Below are 20,220 nucleotides of genomic sequence, written 5' to 3'. Positions count from 1 at the left end.
TAGCCGAATCTTAACGCGTCCAAATTAGCCCTCAGTTGCGCTCGAATGCGACTGAGGGCTTTTTAGTTGTGGTGTTGATGGCTAACAGTTTTCTCCACGGTAATTACCGTTTTTTATCATGCCTTTTGGGTCGGCTGTCCATTCGATGGTGCAGTCTTTATAAGGGTTGCTAAACGAGTGGGTAATATCACCGTTGTCATGCTCGGTTTGTTGTTCTGTCCAAGCGAATACCTTGGAGTCCCAAAAGCTGATGGATTGATGACTTGGCGTTAAATATAGTTGCTGAGCTGATGAAATAGGTGAGCCATAATAGGCTTCAACATGCTCTTGCGTGCTCAAAATTTGGCTTGTGCAGCCAGTCGCGAATAATGCGAATAATAGTGCGAAAGAGCGCATGGGAATCGTACTCCAGTAAAATAACTAAAATTGAAAGGATGATAGAACCAGTGCGTGTTTATTCTGGGATGAGGGGCATTAAGGTTCTCAGCGCGCCGGCTAGGAACAAGCCAGAGTAAAATAAACAGTATGGGCCCATACGTAACATCCCCAATGTTGATACAAACAGTATTCGTAACCAATAGGCGATCAGCATAACTGAAACCAAAATAGGGATTTCTATCAGATTTGCTAGGCTTTGGGCGCCATAGCCGATACTTGTTAAGCCTGCCCACAGTAACAATGAAGAAAATGGAGCAAGCAGATCTTGCCAGTGGAAGTCGTCTTGTTTTAGTGATGCACATACCGCTAGTCCGAGTAAAAGTAGGTAGCCTGCAATCGTTACTGTTAATTCAATCGGCATAGTGGGCTCTATAGGTCTGTTTGGTGGATTTCCAATTCAATCATAAACTGACTTATCGCCTTAAATATCTTCAACTCATGCTCACTTAATGAGTTAACGTATTTGGATACTGCCGAGCTTGAGTCTTCATTGTATTTTAGTACCTCTAAACCAAATATTTCGGCTTGATCTGCGTATTCCTTACACGTCGCTTCGAGGTCAGCACTTTTGGCTAGCTTTGCTTCAGTACAGCGAGCACGGAGCTGAGTAACCAGTGTTGTTTGAGCATCCAGCGCATCAATATCATGTTTTTCTTGCTCTGTGAATGTGGTAGCACTCGTAGTAAAAGACAAGGTTAATAAGCAGCCCAGTATGAGTCTTTTCATTTAGTTACCTTAGTAAGTTCGGATCAGGTGGCGCATCCGAATATTAGATAGTGATAATAAGGTAGCATTATTTTGAACAGTGTTTTGTAAGGCTTTGTATTGATATCGATAAGGTTTGTATGGGGGCGTATTGAATGGTGTGAGTTACATTTGCACTTTGCCGCGCATTTGTTTAGTTTGGCCACGCTGAGTTTTCTTATCCATGCGTTTACGTTGTGAGTTTCTGCTTGGCTTAGTGTCTCGGCGTTTTTTTTGTACTTGAGTGGCACCGACGATCAGCTCTCGTAAGCGGTTAAGAGCATCTTCTCGGTTTTGTTCTTGCGTTCTAAATTGCTGAGCTTTAATGATGATCACGCCTTCTTTCGTTACGCGAGAATCTTTCAGTGCCAGTAAGCGTTCTTTATAGAAGTCGGGTAGGGTTGAATGGGCAATATCAAAACGTAGATGAATGGCACTGGATACTTTATTGACGTTTTGTCCGCCAGCACCTTGAGCACGAATTGCCGTTAGGGTGATTTCCCAGTCGGCCAGTTCAACATTGTTTGAAATCTTCAGCATTAAGCCACTCATCGTTTACGATAACCTATTTTAGGGCGACACCTTACCTTATTACACAGCATTGAGAAAGTAACCTACGCCTTTGAATAGGCGAGAGTGGAAAATTGTGGCACTCTGATTAGCGTTACTCATAATATTAGCGTACCCACCATAGCGGCCGTTGGCTCGATTTTAGGAGAAGCAGTTTGGATTTATCTCGTTACCAAGGTTTGATTTTTGACATGGATGGCACCTTAATCGATACGATGCCATCTCACTTAGATGCATGGGCACAAGCCGCGGCGTATTTCGATATTCCGTTTGATCGGGATTGGGTCCATAGCATGGGCGGGATGCCGAGTGGTAAAATTCTACTAGAAATGAACAAACGTTATGGTTTGAATCACGATGCAAAAACCGTCGCTGCGAAGAAAATGGCGCTCTTTGCGGATATTAAAGATTTTGGTGAGTTGATCCCATCGACAAATGAAATCTTGAACCAATATCAAGGCAAGAAGAAAATAGCCGTCGGCACTGGCAGCATGAGCCAAAGTGCTTCCCGTTTATTAGAAGGTCGAAATCTACTGCCTTTACTCGATGCCGTTGTAACCGCTTGTGATGTAGAAAACCACAAACCAGCACCCGATACCTTTTTATTAGCGGCAGAAAAGCTAGGGCTTTCCGCCAAGCAATGTGTGGTGTTTGAAGATACGGCATTAGGCAAAAGTGCAGCGCACGCAGCAGGTATGGACTGTATTATGGTAGAGGGGGATGAGCTGGTGTTTTATCCGGTTTAGAATAGCCAAATAGAGAATAGCCTCAACTTAAAAAGCTCCTTAACGTTTTGGCGTGTAAGGGGCTTTTTGCAATCTGTAGCGTGATGAGCATGGTTTGTCCAGCAGAGGTGCACCGCTTGATTAACGTTAGCCACTTTAGGTATCAGGTATTAGTTTAAGTATTGGCTTCGGCTTATTAATAGCTCACGTGTTATACAAATAAAGTTTAATGTTGTCGTTTTGAAACTAAAGTGAATTTGTATCCATTGGTAGTAAAATAGTTGCGGCTATACTCAAACACGATATCGCCCAGTAAGTAACCACGAGTACGTTTTTCAATAATAGGATCTGTTGGGCTAATGCCTAACTTCTCGGCAATATCTTCTGAAGGCAGAATAGGCACAAGTTCTTGCTCACTTCTATCTATAACTAACCGCTTTTGCTTTTCTATGTATTCATATTTTGAACCTTGCATAACTTGGTAGGTGAGGTCAGGGAACATCTCAACCGGCATCCAAGTCTCTTCCACAGTGATCGGGTTTTCATCTAAAAAACGTACACGCTTCACGTAGAATATACGCTGGCCTTCAGAAATATCTAGGTGCTCTGCCATCGTCAGCGAGGCTGATTGAATTTCAAAAGCAATGACATCACTATGTGTTACGGCATCTAAATGTGCCCATTTTTCGGCAAAGCTACTCTGTTGATAGATGTCGTAATTAACTTTGCTTTCTAATACATACGTGCCGCTACCCTGAATGCTTTCTAGTTCTTCGTTTTCGATTAGCAATTTCAGTGCTTGTCTAACGGTTACACGGCTGGCAGAGAACTCTTCGCATAGCTGCGCCTCTGTTGGGAGGGATTCACCTACTTTATAAATCTTGCTGCTAATTTTTTCTCGAATGGCGTCAGCTATTTTGCGATACAGGGGCAGTCTTGCCATGAAAACCTCGAAATTAATACAAGAGAGATTGATGATAACAACTCTGTGACCACCGACAAAGGTAAATAATACGAATTAAAGCTGTGAGTACAAGAAATGGTTTTAGAATGATCTAACAGATAATACATTTATGATGAACTTGACAGTGTGCAAGCAAAAAAAACTCCAAGCGGGGGATACTTGGAGTTTTTGGAGCGTTGTTAGTTTAAATTAGTCTTATGCTTTAGCGGTAGAGAGCTTCTTCTCTTTGTGTTGTGCGACCATTTTTAATCCGATGGTCAGTGCCATAGAGACTGCAATGCCAATGACGAAGTAAGCTAGCCAAGCCGTAGGGTTGCCAATTACTGGTAGCATGAATACTGCGCCACCTGCAACGGTGCCAATAGTAATTTTTGATGAAAGAATTAAACCTGCAGCAATACCACCACCAATCATATGAGCTGGGATGATGCGCATTGGATCTTTTACAGCGTAAGGGATCGCGCCTTCAGTAATCCCACAGAAACCTAAGATAGCGGTTGATGGGCCAGCCAAGCGGTCTTCTTTGTCAAAGAAGCGTTTGAAGACAACCGACATGATCCCAAGAGACATACCAGGAATACATTTAGCCGCAGTAAAGGCTGCATAGAAGATAGATGCATCGCCAGCGAAGTCACCACTTGTACCTACGCCGATACAGAACAAGTACGCCGCTTTGTTCACCGGGCCACCCATATCGAAACATGCCATAGCGCCAAGAATGAAACCAAGAACCAGTAGGTTGCCGGTACCCATTGACGTTAGCCAATCAACTAGGCCTGAGTTAAGAAGAGCGAAAAACTTGCCAGGGCCTGCATACATAAAGAGTAAGGTTGCAATACCGGCTAATAGCGGTGTGATGATGATCATCTTGACGGATTCAAGTACTTGCGGCACTTTGATTTGTCGCACCAGCATCACAAACATTGCCGCTGCAGCGCCCGCTACCAAGCCGCCTAGGAAACCGCCAGTGACGATTGAAATTTTACCAAAACTACCACCGACAGCGACGAAACCACCGACAAAACCTGGGGCGAGTCCCGGCTTACCAACCATGCCGTAAGCTGTAAATGCAGCCAGCACACAGATTAACAATGGATTGAAAGCTTTTAACGTACTGTAATAAAGGAAGTGAGCAATGCCTTGGAACGAAGACTCAAATTGGGCCTTAGCTTCTGGCTCAGCAATTGCAGCATAAACTTCTTTCTTAATGGCACTGATTTCACTGTTGGCTAACCCTTCTGAAGCATTGATAATGCCAAGATCAACATAGGTTTTGCCGGTGTACTCTACCAGTATCGCTTCGTCATAAAGGTGGGTGTAATCGTAGCCGAAGAATAGGTTAAGTAAACCTACACAAAGACCACCGATTATAACAAGAGGGATGATGTGCGATACGCCTGATAGGGCGCCTTTATACCAAAGTTTTAAAAAGCTAACGATCATGTTGTCGTTGCTCTCTTCTTCCTCTGCAAATTTGTTTGCAGCAGTGGTTGTTGCTTTGGATCCGCCTGCTTTGATCTTCTCTTCAAGCGCATCCAGCATGTCATCGGCAGCCTTGATGCCGTCTTTGACTTTACCGTGAACAGAAGTTAGGCCTTCAAAGCGCTCGGCTTCGACGACGCCAACATCTACGGCGTAGATTATACCGTCAGCTTCAGCAACGTCTTGTGCTGTTATTTTGCCATCAAGGCCATTTGCACCTTGTTTTTCTACCTTAATTTCCCAACCGCGAGCGATTGCTTTTTTCTCTAAATTCTTGGCTGCCATGTAGGTGTGGGCTACACCGGCAGTACATGCTGTAATCGCTAAGATTTTCATCTGTTGCTCCTTTGCGTCGTCTCTAGTCATTTGAGCACTGTATGGTCCGCTCAATGATTATATACTCGCCTAATTTGTTTTGTTTGGCTGTGACAAAAATCACAAGTTGTATTATTTGTATCAAATTGGTGTTATTTTTGATTGTAACAAATAAGTGCAAAATTAGATGTGAGAACGACCTAGCTGAAAATTAATGGTTTAAGTTGACTACTCTTGTATTAAGTTTAGTCGTCAAATAGCGCTAAGATAAGGTGTGTTTTCACTTTGGCGTTTTGATGTAAGCGTAAATCTATAGTTGTTGGTAGTAAAATAGTTTCGACTGTATTCAAAAACGGTATCGTCGTGAAGATAGCCTCGCGTGCGTTTTTCAATAACGGGCATTGCTGGATCGATGCCTAGCAGTGTGGCCACGTCTTTTGCTGCTAGTACAGGAACAATTTCTTGTTCGCTTCTGTCTATCACCATGCCTTTTTGCTTCTCAATATAACTGTATTTAGAACCCTGCATGACTTGATAGCTAAGATCAGGAAAGAGCTTTGTTGGCATCCATGTCTCTTCAACTGCTATGGCTATATCGTCCAGAAAGCGTACTCGCATAACATAGAAAATCTGCTCTCCCTCATTAATGTCTAAATGTTCTGCCATCGTTAGCGAAGCTGATTTCACCTTAAATGACAGCACGTCACTATGGGTGACGCCTTCTAAGTGCGCCCACTTCTCTGCAAAGCTACTTTGTTGGTAAATGTTGTAGTTGATTTTACTTTCTTTGACGTACGTTCCACTGCCTTGAATGCTTTCGAGTTCCTCATTTTCTGTCAGCAACTTAAGTGCTTGGCGCACGGTGACACGGCTAACGGAGAACTCTTCTCTAAGTTGAGCTTCAGTTGGGAGCGCTTCACCGACCTTGTAAACACCATGGCTTATCTTTTCTCTGATCGCGTCAGCAATTCTTCGATACATAGGTAATCTTGTCATCTTATCCCCAGAAGGTTACATAATCTTTTTAAGCCAATATGGTTGCTTTCGTCGAGCGAATGCTCACACACCTTGCCAACGATGATACTAATATTTAAGCAGATAACAATTCAATAAAGATACAAATAGTGCTTATTAAGGCTATTTTAATACATATTGTGACACTTATGAGATCTTGGTCATGGTTTATTTGTATTTGATTGGTATTATTGAAGGCAACTAAACAGACAATACAGATCAATGTGAACACGGGGCGAACACTATGAATCTTACAACTCTTACTAACGCATCACTTATTAACCTTCGAACAACTTTTAAAAGCCGTGATGCGGCTATTGAAACTCTAGCTGAACAGTTACATCAACAAGGAAAGCTTCACGATAAGGCCGAATATCTGCAAGCGGTATTTGAGCGTGAAGAGCATGGCGCTACGGCTCTCGGTGAAGGTCTTGCGGTTCCACACGGTAAAACCGATGCGGTAAAAGAAGCGGCGTTTGCGGTTGCAACGCTTACCCAAGACCTTAAATGGCAAGGCATTGATGAAGAAGAAGATGTAAACCTTATCTTCTTGATTGCTATTCCAAATGCTGAAGCAGGTTCAACTCATATGCAATTGCTTACCGAGCTAACCAGCACGCTAGTGGATGATGATGTGCGTGAAGCGGTTCTAAAGGCCACCACCGCTGAGGAAATCTTTGCATTACTTAATGATGAGCACGAGCCTATCGCCAAACCAGAAGTCGCTCTACAGCAGCCAAACGTTGAAAAGCCAACACCTGAGAAAAAAGGGTTCTTGAGTTCGATTATGTCCAAGGTATTTGGCTAACAACCCGCAGCGCTAATCCAAGGCTACAAGTCAATTTAGGTCGCACAGCTAACCGTCTTTAAAGGTACAAAAAATGATTACATCACGCGTTCATATCACGCCACATATGCATTGGGATCGTGAATGGTATTTCACAACGGAAGAGTCTCGAATTCTACTTGTGAACAACATGGAAGAGATCATGCAACGTCTGGAGAGTGATCCAGAATACAAATACTACGTTCTTGATGGTCAGACAGCCGTTCTTGAAGATTACTTCGCCATCAAGCCTGAGAACAAAAAGCGAGTAAAAGCATTAGCTGAAGCCGGTAAGTTGATTGTCGGTCCTTGGTATTCGCAAACGGACACTATGCAGGTATCTGGTGAGTCTATCGTCCGTAATATGATGTATGGCCTGCGCGACTGCCTTGAGTTGGGAGAACCCATGAAAATTGGTTATCTGCCAGATTCGTTCTCGATGAGCTCTCAATTACCTATGATTTATAATGGTTTCGGCATCGATACTACTATGTTTTGGCGGGGGTGTTCTGAGCGTCACGGTACCGATAAAACCGAATTTGTCTGGCAATCGAATGATGGGTCAGAAGTATTAGCGCAAGTACTTCCTCTTGGTTACGCCATTGGTAAATACCTACCTCAAGATGAGGAAGGTCTACGTGCTCGACTTGACAAATATTTCCCCGTTTTAGAAAAACCGTCCGTTACTAAAGACATTTTGTTACCTAATGGTCATGACCAGATGCCTATCCAAAAAGACATTTTTGAGGTGATGGATAAGTTACGTGAAATCTACCCAGAACGTGAGTTTACGATGAGCCGTTTTGAGGAGGTGTTTGAACGCGTTCGTGAAGAGCGTAGCAACCTCGATACGGTGAAAGGAGAGTTTAACGACGGGAAGTACATGCGCGTCCACCGCACCATATCTTCCACTCGTATGGACATCAAACTGATCCATGCTGAGGTAGAGAACAAGATAGTAAACATCCTTGAACCACTGGCCTCGATTGCATGGTCATTAGGTTTTGAGTACCACCACGGCTTGATTGAAAAGATGTGGAAAGAGAGTATGAAGAACCATGCTCACGACTCAATTGGCTGTTGCTGTAGCGATAAGGTTCATGCTGAAATCCTCAACCGCTATATCCTAGCGGACGACATGGCAACCAACCTTATTAATTTCTATCAACGTAAAATCGTTGACCATATGCCCGCGAGAGAAGGTTGCGACAAATTGGCTTTCTTCAACCTGTCTCCGTATGAGCGTGAAGAAGTAATTAACACCACCATTACCATCCGTGCAGAACAGTTTAATTTGTTTGATGACAACGGAAATGCTGTTGACTACTTCATCCAAGATCAACGCATCATTGACCCAGGTAAGATCGATCGTCAAATTGTTCACTACGGCAACTATGACCCTTTCATTGAGTATGACATTCAAGTTAAGCACTCAGTACCGGCGATGGGTTTCACGACTTTGCACGTACAGGGGAATGAGAAAGGTAATGTAAAAGTGGCCTCTCAAAAAGATCATCTCCTAGAGAACGAATTCTATCGCATTAATGTTAATGATAACGGCACACTCACCGTATTTGATAAAGACACCGAGATGACGTTTGATCAAGTGCTGCGCATTGAAGATGGTTCGGACGATGGTGATGAGTATGACTATTCGCCTTCTCGTCAAGAGTGGCTACTGTACTCCGATGAGTTTAAAGCGCAGACCAGCATCAAGCACGAAGGTTTTCAGTCAGTCGCTCATATTTCGCTGCGAATGAACGTTCCTGCCAACCTACAAGAGCGAGAAGATCGTTCCGGCCAAAACGGCTTTGTCGATGTGGATTGTCAAGTTGTGCTTAAACAAGGGTCACGTCGTATTGAGATCCGCATGGAACTCGATAATCAAGCTGACGACCACCGTATTCGTGTTCTCGTGCCAACGCCGTTCGTCTCTGAAAATGTTGTCGCGGATAATCAGTTTGGCCTCATTACTCGTCCAACCAACGATCCAGCGATGGCCGTTTGGGAAGAGGAAAAATGGAAAGAAGCACCAGTGCCAGTGTATCAGCTAATGAACTTTGCTGCGGTTGAGAATCAAACTGGTGGCATTGCGTTGATGACCAACGGATTGCGTGAGTTTGAAGTGATCTCTTCAAAGAAAAATGAAGAACGAGATACTTTTGCTCTCACTCTAGTGCGAGGTGTCGGTGTTCTGGGTAAAGAAAATTTACTCCTTCGTCCGGGTCGTCCATCGGGCATTAAGATCCCAACACCAGACTCTCAGACTCGCGGTAAAATCGTGTGTGAATTTGCTCTATTTGGATTCTCAGGCAACCACATTGACGCCAATATTATGGCCGAAGCGCGTGATAATGTGACCCCAATCCAGTGCTATAACAAGATCCCGTATAATGCAATGAAGCTAAATGTTGGGGTACAAGATAAGCCGCTTACTTACTCTTTACTAAAGAAAGAGCAAAAAGGCGCTGTACTGAGCGTATTGAAGAAAGCAGAAGATAGAGATGCGTTAATCGTTCGTGTCTATAATCCAGCAGAGCAGGGAGATATCGAAGATGGCATTGAGTTTGCTAAAACCATCACGGCTTGGGAAAAAGTCAGTCTGGATGAGCGCACTCTAGATACAGTCGAACGTGCACAATCTTTCGGTACACTTATGCCTTGCCAAGCTAAATCATTCCAGATTGAGTTTTAATCAATGTATCCGCCCGCATTGCCGGGCGGATTAGGTAAAAGACGATGAAGATTGTAATTGCTCCTGATTCATTTAAAGAATCACTGTCCGCTAAGCAAGTGTGTGAATGTATTGAAGCGGGGTTTTCTGAGGTGTTTCCTCATGCGGATTATATCCACTTACCCCTAGCTGATGGTGGTGAAGGTACGGTTGACGTCTTGCTACAAGGGCTAGATGGCGAAGTTCGACAATCTCAGGTGACTGGGCCTTTGGGTGAGTTGGTCGATGCAAAGTGGGCGCTTTTAGACAAGGGTCAAACTGCGTTGATCGAATTTGCCGCAGCGTCCGGATTGGACCTCATTTCTCCCGAGCAACGTAACCCAGCGATAACGACGAGCTATGGAACTGGCGAGCTGATCAATGAAGCGTTAAACCTTGGCGTAACTAAGATTCTGCTTGGTCTTGGCGGTAGTGCAACCAATGACGCTGGTGCGGGTATTGTACAGGCAATGGGGGCAAAACTGCTTGATAGCCAAGGCAATGAACTTCCTTTTGGCGGTGCCGTGCTGGCGGATATCGCTCAGATAGATTTGTCGAATATTCATCCTCGAAGCAAAGAGGTGGAGTTTATTGTTGCATGTGATGTTGCAAATCCACTGATAGGTGAACAGGGTGCTAGCCATGTATTTGGGCCTCAAAAAGGGGCGTCGCCAGAATTAGTAAAATCGCTCGATAATGCCATTGCACACTTTGCGGCGGTGAGTGCTAAGCAAACCTCCGTCAATCATGCAATGTCATCAGGGTTTGGTGCCGCTGGTGGCACACCGATGGGGCTATCCCTGATATTTGAGATTCAGATCAAGCAAGGTATTGAGATGGTGTTGGATGCCCTTGATGCAGATACCGTGTTGCAAGGCGCAGATCTTGTGATCACCGGTGAAGGTCAAATGGATAATCAAACCCTGCAAGGTAAAACGCCTTTTGGTATAGCGAAAAGAGCGCAATCTAAAGGTATCCCAACGATTGGTATTGCAGGATCATTAGGTCAGGAAATCGATGAACTCTATGGCACTATCATCAGTACCTTTGCAACGGTTCGTTCACCACAGCCTTTACAACAAGTATTAGCAGAAGCGAATAGCAATCTTACTCGCACGGCTCGTAACATCGCAGCCACGTTAAAGCTTGGTTCAAAAATTTCAGATTAAGGTGAGAAATAGCAATGTCTCTTTATAAGCTCGACAACGTGATTCAAAACTACGCATGGGGCAGTGTAGATTCTATCCAGAAACTGTTTGGCATTGCCAACCCTAACCAAGAACCACAAGCAGAGATCTGGATGGGGGCGCACCCAAATGGATGCTCCAAAGTGAGTGAATCAGGAGAGCTGCTTTCACACATAATTGAAGAAAACAAAACACAAGTATTGGGCGATTATACCGCAGCACGTTTTGGTGAATTACCCTTCCTTTTTAAGGTGCTTGCTGCCGAAACCCCGCTATCCATTCAGGTTCATCCGAACAAGCAAAACTCAGAAGTCGGTTTTCATCAAGAGAATGCTCAAGGAATCGCACTCAATGCTTCAAATCGTAATTATAAAGACCCAAATCACAAGCCTGAGTTGGTTTATGCATTGACGTTCTACAAGGCGATGAATGGTTTTCGTCCAATTGCGGACATTGTTGCTCTGTTTGAAGAAGTTCAAATCCCTTCGCTGGCTAATGCGTTAACTTTGCTTAAAACAGATGCAGGAAGTGACGCTCTAAAAGCGTTTTTTACGACCATTATGTCCTTAGAGGGAGAGCGTAAAATCAGGGCCTTAGAAGAGTTATACGCGGCCTATGAGAGGCCAGCTAAAACTGCGCAGGGGCGAGAAGCACTGCAATACAGCATGGATTTTAAAAAGCACTATCCAGGCGATATAGGTCTTTTTGCGCCATTTATGCTTAACACGGTGGAGCTTGCACCTGGCGAAGCAATGTTTCTATTTGCGGAAACACCTCATGCCTATGTTCAAGGTACCGGCCTTGAGATAATGGCCAATTCGGATAACGTACTTCGTGCAGGACTCACGCCTAAATACATTGATGTGCCAGAACTGATTGATAACACTATTTTTGAACCAATAAAATTGGAAGATATACGTCTTAAGCCTGTTTTAAAAGAGGGGAAGGCGAGTTACCCAATTCCGGTTGATGATTTTGGTTTTGATATTCTTACGGCAACAGAAGTTAGCAGCGTACAATATTTGCGCAGTGCTGAAATTCTGCTCTGTGTGGAGGGGGAGGCGGTGCTAACTTCAAAGGGACAGACTAGGACTCTTAAAGCTGGCGAATCGGTATTCATCAGCAATGATGCTCATGTTTACCAATATAAAGGGAATGCGATTCTCGCTCGTGCTTATAACTAATAGTTCTGTGACGTCGGAGAAATAGCACCAAACCGCACGGAAGCGGTGGGATCTAACCGTGACTTCACACTGTCAGTGAATTGACTTTGCGCTGGGGTTAACTTTGCATTGCTTTACGTAAGGGTGACAGTACTTTACATAATTGTCGGTAATATAAATCTTGTCGGAACACATAACGAAAAGCGAGATTATTATGAATAGACTACTTATTATTGCAGCAACGGCACTTATCAGCTCAACGGCTTTCGCATCAACGAATAATTTGAATGGCAGCACTGATATAGCAACCGATGGTTATCAAACCAAAGACCAAGCTTACAGCGCAGGTTATTCACAAATTGAAGCCGTAAATCAGATGACCTCTCAAGAGCAAGCGTTCAAACTTGGCCTAGTCAATACCGACATCGTTCACAACAGCGTTGGCGTTGATGAAATGGAAGTGAAAGTAGAAGAATACTCTCCAGAGCGTGGCATTATTGCTTACCGTGCGATAGTGAATATCGATTACCACTATGCAGAAAGAGACAATAGCTAATTACTAGGAACGAGTTAGCTGTTACTTAACGTAGCCGCAAGCGTTCATTGGTGAAGATGGCCAAGGATGGTCATGTTCTTCTTAGAATAGAGAATGGTCGCAAGAAATCCGGTTACTCAAGCCCTTAATCGCGGTTTAATTTGAAATTTTATTTTGATCACTATATGTTTGTTTTCTTTTCCAAAAAAGCGCGTCCGGATACTTGCAGCGCTGACATGAATTAAGGATAACAAATGAACGTGATGCAGCTTTGTCGAGAGTCATGGTACTTTTTTCGACAAAATCTTACCGCGATTTTTACCGTATTAATCCCATCCATTGCCATTAGCGAAACATTCAATGCCTTTGTGGACTTTGATTCCACCTCCCCCTTGCAATCGTTATTGATTTGGGGGCCTTTGTTGCTACTGCCTATCTTCCAAGCCGCATTGATCATGATGTTGAAATCCCAAGTCACGGGTGAGGGTCTATCTGTATCGGACTGCTATAAGTTGGGAGCAGCGGCTTACTTGCGATTAGCTGCCATTTATTTATGTGCAGGTTTAAGCATCATGTTTGGTTTCATTTTGTTAGTGATCCCTGGCCTAATTATCATGTCACGTTTGTGCATTGCTGAGTACTACTGCTTATTTGAAGGGAAAACTGCCTTTGAATCTTTGCAAGCAAGCTGGGAAAAAACCAAACAATATCAATGGCCAATTTTAGGTGGATACTTGCTTGTGATGATCGTACAAGCACTGCCAATTATAGCGATTGATCAATTTCTTGAAATTACAGAGTTGCTGAACCCAATGACTCGGTTTTTATCCGGTGCGTTTGAGTCTGTACTTATCTCGATACTGACGGTATTTACGTTTAGGTTGTATTGCGAATTTGAGCAAAAACCTGAAGCCCAACCTCAGGACGATTCTATCGTGAGTTAGTACATGCATGATGAATAAAACAAACCGTCGAGAGGCGGTTTTTTTGTACCCCAAAGGCTATCACGGGTTGGCGTCCTAGGGAAAGGTGACTCAAAGTTAAGGGAACAAACATCGTGTTTATTAGTAAAACCTGATTTGGCTTCTACACTGTTATCAATAAAGCGAAGAAATAATCGTCACTTAATTGATAAGGAAAATGCCATGCAATGGTTGCGAGATCTTGCGATTAGCCGAAAAGTTTTGGTGCTTATTAGCATTATGTTAGTGCTTCTAGCCATTACTGCAGGGTATGCGGTTTCCAAAATGAGTTTGGTCGGCCACGAGATTGAAGGCATTGCGCAAGAAAACATGCCGTTGGTACAAATTACCAGTGACATCACCATCAAACAATTAGAATCCGCAGTGGTGTTAGAAAAAGCGTTACGTTACGCCCAAGTCAGTGGAGATCACTCTCTAGCAGAAATCAAAAGTCTTGAACAAGAAAATCATCGTTTAGGTGAAGAGGTGGATAAAGAATTAGAGCAGGCCAAGGATATTTTAATAAAGGCGATGAGCCACGCGTTGACGCCAGAGATTCTTGCCATTGAACAGAAGCTACTTAAAGACCTCGAGCGCATCAAGCAAGAACACAAAGATTACGAAAAGCATTCATTTCAGGTTCTTGATGCCATTACTCATGGCGAAACCGCATCCATTGATGGCGTAGTAGCGCAACTAGAATCCGAACAGGATGAATTAAATCATGAGCTTAGTTCATTTTTGTTGGCATTAGAAAAAGTGACTGAAGATTCGATTTTATATACTCAGCATGAAGAAGAAATGGCACTAAAAGGCATGATTTTGATTGCCAGTATTTCTGCATTGGTGGGGCTCGGCATAGGAGTATTACTGAGCCGAAGTATTTCGATTCCCCTTAAACAGGCCGCAAATCTGGCTGATCATATGGCGCACGGCGATTTTAGCCGTGATATTAAGCCAACCAGCAAAGATGAAGTGGGGCAATTACTGAGTTCGATGAGCTTAATGGCAGGGACATTAAGAAAGACAATGCATAACGTTGCACAAAGTGCAGAAAAAATTACGCGCTTGGTGGAAGAAGTGAATCAACTAACGGAAGCCAATAGCCAAGCCATTTATAGCCAGCAGCAAAATACCGAACAAGTTGCCACCGCGATGAGCGAAATGGCCGCAACGGTGAATGAAGTGGCGTCTAGCGCAAATGGTGCTGCCTCGGCGACGGATCAAGCCGACGATCAACTACAACAAGGAAACTCCACGGTAGTCATAACCGAAACCGCCAACGAAAAGTTAGCGAAGATTTCCGAAGCGTCTTCAGAGAAGATGGACACTGTGAAAGAAAGCACCGCTGAGATTGGCGGGATTGTCCAAGTGATAAACAGTATTGCAGAACAAACCAACTTATTGGCACTCAACGCTGCGATTGAGTCTGCGAGGGCCGGTGAGCAAGGGCGAGGGTTTGCTGTAGTTGCCGATGAAGTGAGAGCTCTCGCAGGGAGAACTCAGGACGCCACACAAGAAATCCAAAAGTTGATCGGTGAGCTGCAGGTGCATGCAACCTCGGCAGTAGAATCTATTCAAGAAAGTACAGGTTGCGTCGCCGAAAGCGTGAGCCATGCGGTTAGAACGAAAGAAGCCTTTGCCAGCATTACTGAAGTCGTGGGTGAAATCAGCAAAATGAACACTCAAATCGCGACGGCAAGTGAAGAGCAATCGGTGGTAGCGGAACAAATAAGCCAAAACCTTGAAGCGATTAAGGAGTCTGGTGCAAAAGTATTGCATAGTTCAGAAGTGACTTCGCAGAGAACGGACAATTTGAATGGCTACGCTCAAGATCTCAAGCAGCTCATGGGTCAGTTTAAAGTCTGACTTGTGATAACGTTTACATGCTGTCGGCGTCTTGTTTTGTATGGCTGTTTAATGGTTTATTAACAATATTTTTATGAGTAATTGGGCAAGAATAAATCGTTAAAAACAAAAAGGGTAACCATATGGTTACCCTTTGATCTGATATTTAGGCTTATAGATTGGCTATTTGTGCGCCTATTTAAGTACCTAGGCTAGAGACACACACTTCGTTTTCATCAAACAAATGCACATCTTCTTTACGACAGCTCAGCTCTAGTGTTTGGTAGCGAGCCACTTCTTGATCGCCGGGGAGGTGAACTTTAAAGCTTTCAACGCCAGCAGATTGACCAAACATGTAGGTACTGTTCCCAAGACGTTCTACGACTTCACTATGGAAAGTCAGCTTGATATCGGATTGTTCTTCGATAAGCAGGTGTTCCGGGCGAATACCGAAAGTTATGGCTTTACCAACCCAAGAGGCACTTGATGGCCTAGGCACCATTAAAATTTGCTTATCATCGGTTTGTAGCTCGATGGTGTGTTCGTTTTCTGACACCACTTTCGTTGGGATGAAGTTCATTTTTGGTGAGCCAATAAAACCGGCGACGAACAGGTTTTTAGGTTTGTGGTATAGCTCCAATGGAGAGCCCACTTGTTCGACATTTCCGTCTCTCAGGACCACAATTTTGTCTGCCAATGTCATGGCTTCTACTTGGTCGTGAGTTACGTAAACCATTGTATTTTTAAGTTCTTGGTGCAATTTGGCAATTTGAAGTCGCATTTCAACTCGAAGCTCAGCATCAAGGTTGGATAGCGGTTCATCAAATAGGAAAACTTTTGGGTTTCTAACAATGGCACGGCCGATAGCAACACGTTGGCGCTGACCACCAGAAAGCTCTTTTGGTTTGCGATCAAGTAGTTTGTCCAGTTGCAGTGTCTTAGCCGCCATCGTGACGAGCTTGTCGATTTCTTCGACAGGATGACCGGTCATTTTTAAGCCAAAACCCATATTTTGCTCTACCGTCATGTGCGGATATAGAGCATAGGATTGGAATACCATCGCAACGCCACGTTCCGCCGGATCAACATCGTTCACTAACTCATTGTCAATGTGGATACTGCCTTCGGTGATCTCTTCTAGCCCTGCGATTAAACGCAGCAAGGTTGACTTACCACAGCCGGACGGCCCAACAAAGACCACAAACTCGCCATTGTTAATATCTAAGTCAATACCGTGAATGGTCTCGACCTCACCAAAACGTTTGATCACTTGTTGTAGCTTTATGTCTGCCATTTTTACCTCCTAGGTAAGCCTTAAATCATTTCTCCTATTAAACATACCGAAACCCTGCTCATTTGTTAGCGCGTTGTTATCAAAGGTTGACTCGGATCATGCTTCGATAGCAAAAAAGTGTATTTTTTGTGGTAACGTTTACATTATCGAGCATTAAGTGTGCTAAATCTTATTAATACTTCTATTATAAATCTCAGAGGCGCTTAACTGAGTCGATATTCATTAGCTTTCAACTGAAATGAGTGAAGAAAGTTTATATGAGCGTCTGCAGTTAGGTTTGGTGTCCATGTAAAGGGGATTTAGCAAAAAATGGAACCTTCAGTGAAAACGATATACCCAGAGAACCGAATGGCTTCGGCTCGTAAAAAAAGACGCATAAGTAACAAGGTGACACCTTGGTTGTTCCTTGCTCCTGCTATCACGATTTTCATGGTTTATGTCATGTACCCAATCGCTGACAGTATCTGGCTCAGTTTTTTTGAGTGGGATGGGTTAGGTGACAAAACATGGGTTGGGTTGGGTAACTATGTGGAGTTGTTTGATTCCGAGGCATTTTATACGTCGCTCAAGAACAACTTTTTATGGCTGATATTCTTTATGCTTGCTCCACCATGTGGGTTAGCAATTGCACTTTTTCTTAATCAGCAAGTTCGCGGTATTCGTATCGTTAAATCGTTATTCTTCTTTCCGTTTGTTATTTCACAAGTGGTTGTTGGTTTAGTGTTCGCTTGGTTTTATGATCCAAGTTTTGGTCTCTTTAACATTGTGCTTGGCGCCTTTGGAATGGAACCGATTTCTATCTTAGCCAACGAAGACTACGTGACCTACGGGATTATTGCTGCCGGCTTATGGCCTCAAATTTCGTATTGCATGATTTTGTACCTCACAGGCTTAAACAATCTTGACCCGGAACAGCTTGAAGCTGCTCGTCTTGATGGTGCCAAAAAATGGCGCATGCTTTGGTATATCGTATTACCTCAATTAAGACCAGCAACCTTTATTGCCGTTGTGGTTACGGTTATCGGTGCACTGCGTTCGTTCGACTTGGTTGCAACCATGACCGCTGGTGGTCCCTGGGGTAGCTCGACCGTTCTTGCGTATCAAATGTATGAAGAATCTATCTTTAACTATCGTATGGGTTATGGCGCGGCAGTCTCTGTAGTGTTGTTCCTTATCATGGATGTTTATATCGCTTACTTCTTGTGGCGTATGTTGAGGAGTGAAAAATAATGTATCCACATCCGATTCAAAAAGCAGGACGCTTCACCAATATCAGTTATCGAGTAGCGTTGCCGATCTCCATTATCATGTGGTTGCTGCCACTTATCGCGGTAATGATGACGTCTATTCGATCAATGGAAGACATTAACAAAGGTAACTATTGGGGTTGGCCGAGCAGCTTTAATTTTATTGAAAACTACACGCAGGTGTTTACTTCTACTGCCATGGGGCAGTACTTGATGAACAGTTTGATCATCACCCTGCCAGCGGTTGCAGGAGCCGTGGCCCTGTCTACGTTAGGTGGGTACGCGCTAGCGAAATATCGCTTTAAAGCCAATATCTGGGTTTTTGCCATATTCATTGCCGGTAACTTTGTTCCATTTCAAATTTTAATGATTCCGGTGCGAGATATCACGATTGCTTTCGGCATTTATGATACGCATTGGGCGCTTATTTTCTTCCACATCGCTTTCCAGACCGGGTTTTGTACCTTGTTTATGCGGAACTTTATCGTTGGTATTCCGGACGCCTTGATAGAGGCGGCGCGTGTAGAGGGAGTGAATGAATGGCGAATTTTCTGGCACGTGGTGCTACCACTCGTACGACCTGCGCTTGCTGCGTTATCGGTACTCGTTTTTACCTTTATTTGGAATGATTTCTTTTGGGCATTAGTGCTGGTACAGAGCGATGAAGTTCGACCAGTAACAGCAGGGCTTAGCTCACTGCAAGGGCAGTGGTTAGCATCTTGGCAATTTATGTCGGCGGGCGCGGTTGTTGCTGCGATCCCACCAGTGGTGTTGTTCTTTACGATGCAACGTCACTTCATAGCAGGATTAACTTTAGGGGCAACAAAGGGATAGCAGTGGTAACACCCTTACCCCCTCTAAAAACGCAACACACGAAGTAATAACAATAAAAATTGGACCATAAATGAGCACGTGCTCTAGTACAAGGACCTTATTATGAAATACGTGAAACATTTGACCGCGGCGATTACCCTCACCGCTGCGCTATCCGCTACTGCTGGTACTTTGGTGATCAACTCTGATGCATCGGATCCAGCTCCAAAAGAAGCGTGGGGAGAAATAATCAAACGCTTCGAAATGGAGAACCCAGATGTCACTGTTAAATATAATCTGTACGACCATGAAGCGTACAAAACCACAATACGTAACTGGTTGGTGACTTCGCCGCCGGATGTGGTTTTCTGGTACGCGGGTAACCGTATGAAGACGTTCGTAGATCGCGGCTTATTTGAAGACGTAAGTGATCTGTGGACAGATAAAAACATGAAGCAAGACTTTGCTGCCGCCGCGCCAGCAATGACGGTTAATGGTAAGCAATATGGAGTGCCATACACGTATTACCAATGGGGTATTTACTACCGTAAAGACATCTTTGCTAAATACGGCATCGCAGAACCTAAAACGTGGGAAGAACTAAAAGCGGCAAGTGCAACGTTGAAAGCAAATGAAGTTGCGCCGTTCTCTATTGGTACTAAGTACCTTTGGACCGCTGCGGGTTGGTTTGATTACTTGAACTTACGCACCAACGGCTTGGATTTCCATATCGATCTTATGGATGGAAAAATCCCGTATACCGATGACCGCGTTAAGAAAACATTCGCTAATTGGGCTGAACTTGTTGAGCCAGGTTACTTCTTAGAAAACCATGCATCGTACTCTTGGCAAGAAGCACAGCCTTTCCTATACAACGGCCAAGCAGCAATGTACTTGATTGGTAACTTTATCACGCCAAGTTTCCCTGCGGATCTTGATGGCAAAATGGGCTTCTTCCAGTTCCCTGTGATCGATAAGAATGTTCCGATGGCAGAAGATGCGCCTATGGATACGGTTCACATTCCATCGAAAGCGAAAAACAAAGTTGATGCGCGTAAATTTCTTGAGTTTGTTGCTCGTGCTGAGAACCAAGAGCTTATCAATAAGTTGATGCTGCAAATCCCGACCAATAACAAGGCAAAAGCAAAAGACGACGAGTTCTTGAACAAAGGCGTTGAAATGCTCGCTTCTTCTGCGGGTACAGCGCAGTTCTACGACCGTGATACTGATCCGGCGATGGCAAAAGAAGGCATGAAAGGATTCCAAGAGTTCATGGTACATCCGGAGCGTCTTGATAAAATCCTGAAACGTTTGGAAAAAGCTCGTAAAAGAACGTTTAAATAACCGCGGAAATTAGCACAGGTCCAACGTTACCTTATA

The 20,220-nt window shown here is 43.9% G+C and carries 18 protein-coding genes and 1 pseudogene; 11 read left to right on the top strand and 8 right to left on the bottom strand.

Features of this window, described 5'->3' with window-relative positions; genetic code table 11:
- Positions 1–81: 81 nt before the first annotated feature.
- The 4 genes from QWZ04_RS15910 to arfB all read right to left on the bottom strand — a co-directional run bounded on the left by QWZ04_RS15910 (position 82) and on the right by arfB (position 1,722).
- Positions 82–396 (bottom strand): hypothetical protein, encoded by a 315-nt coding sequence (locus tag QWZ04_RS15910; RefSeq protein WP_290329241.1) that lies wholly within the window; start codon positions 394–396, stop codon positions 82–84.
- A gap of 58 nt (positions 397–454) precedes the next feature.
- Positions 455–799: a hypothetical protein gene (locus QWZ04_RS15905; RefSeq protein ID WP_290329240.1), complete on the bottom strand. Its 345-nt coding sequence runs from the start codon at positions 797–799 to the stop codon at positions 455–457.
- Between the two features lie 8 nt (positions 800–807).
- A complete protein-coding gene (locus QWZ04_RS15900) occupies positions 808–1,164 on the bottom strand; it encodes a hypothetical protein (protein WP_290329238.1) in 357 nt (118 codons plus the stop codon).
- A 144-nt stretch (positions 1,165–1,308) separates the two neighbouring features.
- Positions 1,309–1,722 carry an alternative ribosome rescue aminoacyl-tRNA hydrolase ArfB gene (arfB, locus tag QWZ04_RS15895; RefSeq protein WP_102525483.1) on the bottom strand — a complete coding sequence of 138 codons (414 nt, stop codon included), beginning with the start codon at positions 1,720–1,722 and terminating at the stop codon, positions 1,309–1,311.
- A 185-nt stretch (positions 1,723–1,907) separates the two neighbouring features.
- Here arfB and QWZ04_RS15890 point away from each other — a divergent pair, with 185 nt between their 5' ends.
- Positions 1,908–2,498 (top strand): beta-phosphoglucomutase family hydrolase, encoded by a 591-nt coding sequence (locus tag QWZ04_RS15890; RefSeq protein ID WP_290329236.1) that lies wholly within the window; start codon positions 1,908–1,910, stop codon positions 2,496–2,498.
- Positions 2,499–2,703: 205 nt separating this feature from the next.
- On the opposite strand, the gene QWZ04_RS15885 is transcribed toward QWZ04_RS15890, so the two are convergent.
- From QWZ04_RS15885 to QWZ04_RS15875, 3 genes are all read right to left on the bottom strand, one after another.
- On the bottom strand, positions 2,704–3,420 hold the full coding sequence (locus tag QWZ04_RS15885; RefSeq protein ID WP_290329234.1) for a GntR family transcriptional regulator: 717 nt from the start codon (positions 3,418–3,420) through the stop codon (positions 2,704–2,706).
- A gap of 216 nt (positions 3,421–3,636) precedes the next feature.
- Positions 3,637–5,259 carry a PTS fructose transporter subunit IIC gene (locus QWZ04_RS15880; protein ID WP_290329233.1) on the bottom strand — a complete coding sequence of 541 codons (1,623 nt, stop codon included), beginning with the start codon at positions 5,257–5,259 and terminating at the stop codon, positions 3,637–3,639.
- 231 nt (positions 5,260–5,490) lie between these two features.
- Positions 5,491–6,234, bottom strand: coding sequence for a GntR family transcriptional regulator (locus QWZ04_RS15875; RefSeq protein ID WP_290329232.1), 744 nt, complete (start codon positions 6,232–6,234; stop codon positions 5,491–5,493).
- A gap of 262 nt (positions 6,235–6,496) precedes the next feature.
- Between QWZ04_RS15875 and QWZ04_RS15870 the strand changes: the two are divergent.
- The 7 genes and pseudogenes from QWZ04_RS15870 to QWZ04_RS15840 all read left to right on the top strand — a co-directional run.
- Positions 6,497–6,973: pseudogene (locus tag QWZ04_RS15870) on the top strand (fructose PTS transporter subunit IIA); the annotation flags it as partial.
- A gap of 160 nt (positions 6,974–7,133) precedes the next feature.
- Positions 7,134–9,773: a mannosylglycerate hydrolase gene (gene mngB / locus QWZ04_RS15865; RefSeq protein WP_290329231.1), complete on the top strand. Its 2,640-nt coding sequence runs from the start codon at positions 7,134–7,136 to the stop codon at positions 9,771–9,773.
- A 44-nt stretch (positions 9,774–9,817) separates the two neighbouring features.
- Positions 9,818–10,960: a glycerate kinase gene (locus QWZ04_RS15860; RefSeq protein WP_290329230.1), complete on the top strand. Its 1,143-nt coding sequence runs from the start codon at positions 9,818–9,820 to the stop codon at positions 10,958–10,960.
- A 14-nt stretch (positions 10,961–10,974) separates the two neighbouring features.
- Positions 10,975–12,162, top strand: a complete 1,188-nt coding sequence (manA, locus tag QWZ04_RS15855) for a mannose-6-phosphate isomerase, class I (protein ID WP_290329228.1) — start codon at positions 10,975–10,977, stop codon at positions 12,160–12,162.
- A 193-nt stretch (positions 12,163–12,355) separates the two neighbouring features.
- Entirely contained in the window at positions 12,356–12,697 is a 342-nt protein-coding gene (locus QWZ04_RS15850; protein ID WP_290329226.1) for a DUF3316 domain-containing protein, read from the top strand.
- A gap of 233 nt (positions 12,698–12,930) precedes the next feature.
- Complete coding sequence (locus QWZ04_RS15845) at positions 12,931–13,620, top strand: hypothetical protein (protein WP_290329225.1); 690 nt, start codon at positions 12,931–12,933, stop codon at positions 13,618–13,620.
- Between the two features lie 201 nt (positions 13,621–13,821).
- Positions 13,822–15,507: a methyl-accepting chemotaxis protein gene (locus QWZ04_RS15840; RefSeq protein ID WP_290329224.1), complete on the top strand. Its 1,686-nt coding sequence runs from the start codon at positions 13,822–13,824 to the stop codon at positions 15,505–15,507.
- A gap of 178 nt (positions 15,508–15,685) precedes the next feature.
- Here the strand turns inward: QWZ04_RS15840 and QWZ04_RS15835 are convergent, their stop codons facing one another.
- Positions 15,686–16,780, bottom strand: coding sequence for an ABC transporter ATP-binding protein (locus tag QWZ04_RS15835; protein ID WP_290329222.1), 1,095 nt, complete (start codon positions 16,778–16,780; stop codon positions 15,686–15,688).
- A 309-nt stretch (positions 16,781–17,089) separates the two neighbouring features.
- Between QWZ04_RS15835 and QWZ04_RS15830 the strand changes: the two genes are divergently transcribed.
- The 3 genes from QWZ04_RS15830 (at position 17,090) to QWZ04_RS15820 (ending at position 20,184) form a co-directional block, all read left to right on the top strand.
- On the top strand, positions 17,090–18,010 hold the full coding sequence (locus QWZ04_RS15830) for a carbohydrate ABC transporter permease (protein ID WP_290329221.1): 921 nt from the start codon (positions 17,090–17,092) through the stop codon (positions 18,008–18,010).
- The gene (locus tag QWZ04_RS15825; protein WP_290329220.1) at positions 18,010–18,861 is read left to right on the top strand and encodes a carbohydrate ABC transporter permease; all 852 of its coding nucleotides are present in this window, start codon (positions 18,010–18,012) and stop codon (positions 18,859–18,861) included. The genes QWZ04_RS15830 and QWZ04_RS15825 overlap by 1 nt, the downstream gene beginning before the upstream one ends.
- 102 nt (positions 18,862–18,963) lie before the next feature.
- Positions 18,964–20,184: an ABC transporter substrate-binding protein gene (locus tag QWZ04_RS15820; protein ID WP_290329219.1), complete on the top strand. Its 1,221-nt coding sequence runs from the start codon at positions 18,964–18,966 to the stop codon at positions 20,182–20,184.
- Positions 20,185–20,220: the final 36 nt, after the last annotated feature.

Source organism: Vibrio tapetis subsp. quintayensis, from assembly GCF_030409945.1.
Taxonomy (GTDB): domain Bacteria; phylum Pseudomonadota; class Gammaproteobacteria; order Enterobacterales; family Vibrionaceae; genus Vibrio; species Vibrio quintayensis.
Note: the sequence above shows the minus strand (reverse complement) of the source record. Positions and strands in the feature narration are given on the sequence as shown.

Coding starts and splice junctions, on each gene's coding strand:
- QWZ04_RS15860 (WP_290329230.1), top strand. CDS start 9,818: ATGAAGATTGTAATTGCTCCTGATTCATTTAAAGAATCACTGTCCGCT.
- QWZ04_RS15850 (WP_290329226.1), top strand. CDS start 12,356: ATGAATAGACTACTTATTATTGCAGCAACGGCACTTATCAGCTCAACG.
- QWZ04_RS15820 (WP_290329219.1), top strand. CDS start 18,964: ATGAAATACGTGAAACATTTGACCGCGGCGATTACCCTCACCGCTGCG.
- QWZ04_RS15900 (WP_290329238.1), bottom strand. CDS start 1,164: ATGAAAAGACTCATACTGGGCTGCTTATTAACCTTGTCTTTTACTACG.
- QWZ04_RS15830 (WP_290329221.1), top strand. CDS start 17,090: ATGGAACCTTCAGTGAAAACGATATACCCAGAGAACCGAATGGCTTCG.
- QWZ04_RS15880 (WP_290329233.1), bottom strand. CDS start 5,259: ATGAAAATCTTAGCGATTACAGCATGTACTGCCGGTGTAGCCCACACC.
- QWZ04_RS15840 (WP_290329224.1), top strand. CDS start 13,822: ATGCAATGGTTGCGAGATCTTGCGATTAGCCGAAAAGTTTTGGTGCTT.
- QWZ04_RS15845 (WP_290329225.1), top strand. CDS start 12,931: ATGAACGTGATGCAGCTTTGTCGAGAGTCATGGTACTTTTTTCGACAA.
- QWZ04_RS15875 (WP_290329232.1), bottom strand. CDS start 6,234: ATGACAAGATTACCTATGTATCGAAGAATTGCTGACGCGATCAGAGAA.
- QWZ04_RS15910 (WP_290329241.1), bottom strand. CDS start 396: ATGCGCTCTTTCGCACTATTATTCGCATTATTCGCGACTGGCTGCACA.
- QWZ04_RS15905 (WP_290329240.1), bottom strand. CDS start 799: ATGCCGATTGAATTAACAGTAACGATTGCAGGCTACCTACTTTTACTC.
- arfB (WP_102525483.1), bottom strand. CDS start 1,722: ATGCTGAAGATTTCAAACAATGTTGAACTGGCCGACTGGGAAATCACC.
- mngB (WP_290329231.1), top strand. CDS start 7,134: ATGATTACATCACGCGTTCATATCACGCCACATATGCATTGGGATCGT.
- manA (WP_290329228.1), top strand. CDS start 10,975: ATGTCTCTTTATAAGCTCGACAACGTGATTCAAAACTACGCATGGGGC.
- QWZ04_RS15835 (WP_290329222.1), bottom strand. CDS start 16,780: ATGGCAGACATAAAGCTACAACAAGTGATCAAACGTTTTGGTGAGGTC.
- QWZ04_RS15825 (WP_290329220.1), top strand. CDS start 18,010: ATGTATCCACATCCGATTCAAAAAGCAGGACGCTTCACCAATATCAGT.
- QWZ04_RS15885 (WP_290329234.1), bottom strand. CDS start 3,420: ATGGCAAGACTGCCCCTGTATCGCAAAATAGCTGACGCCATTCGAGAA.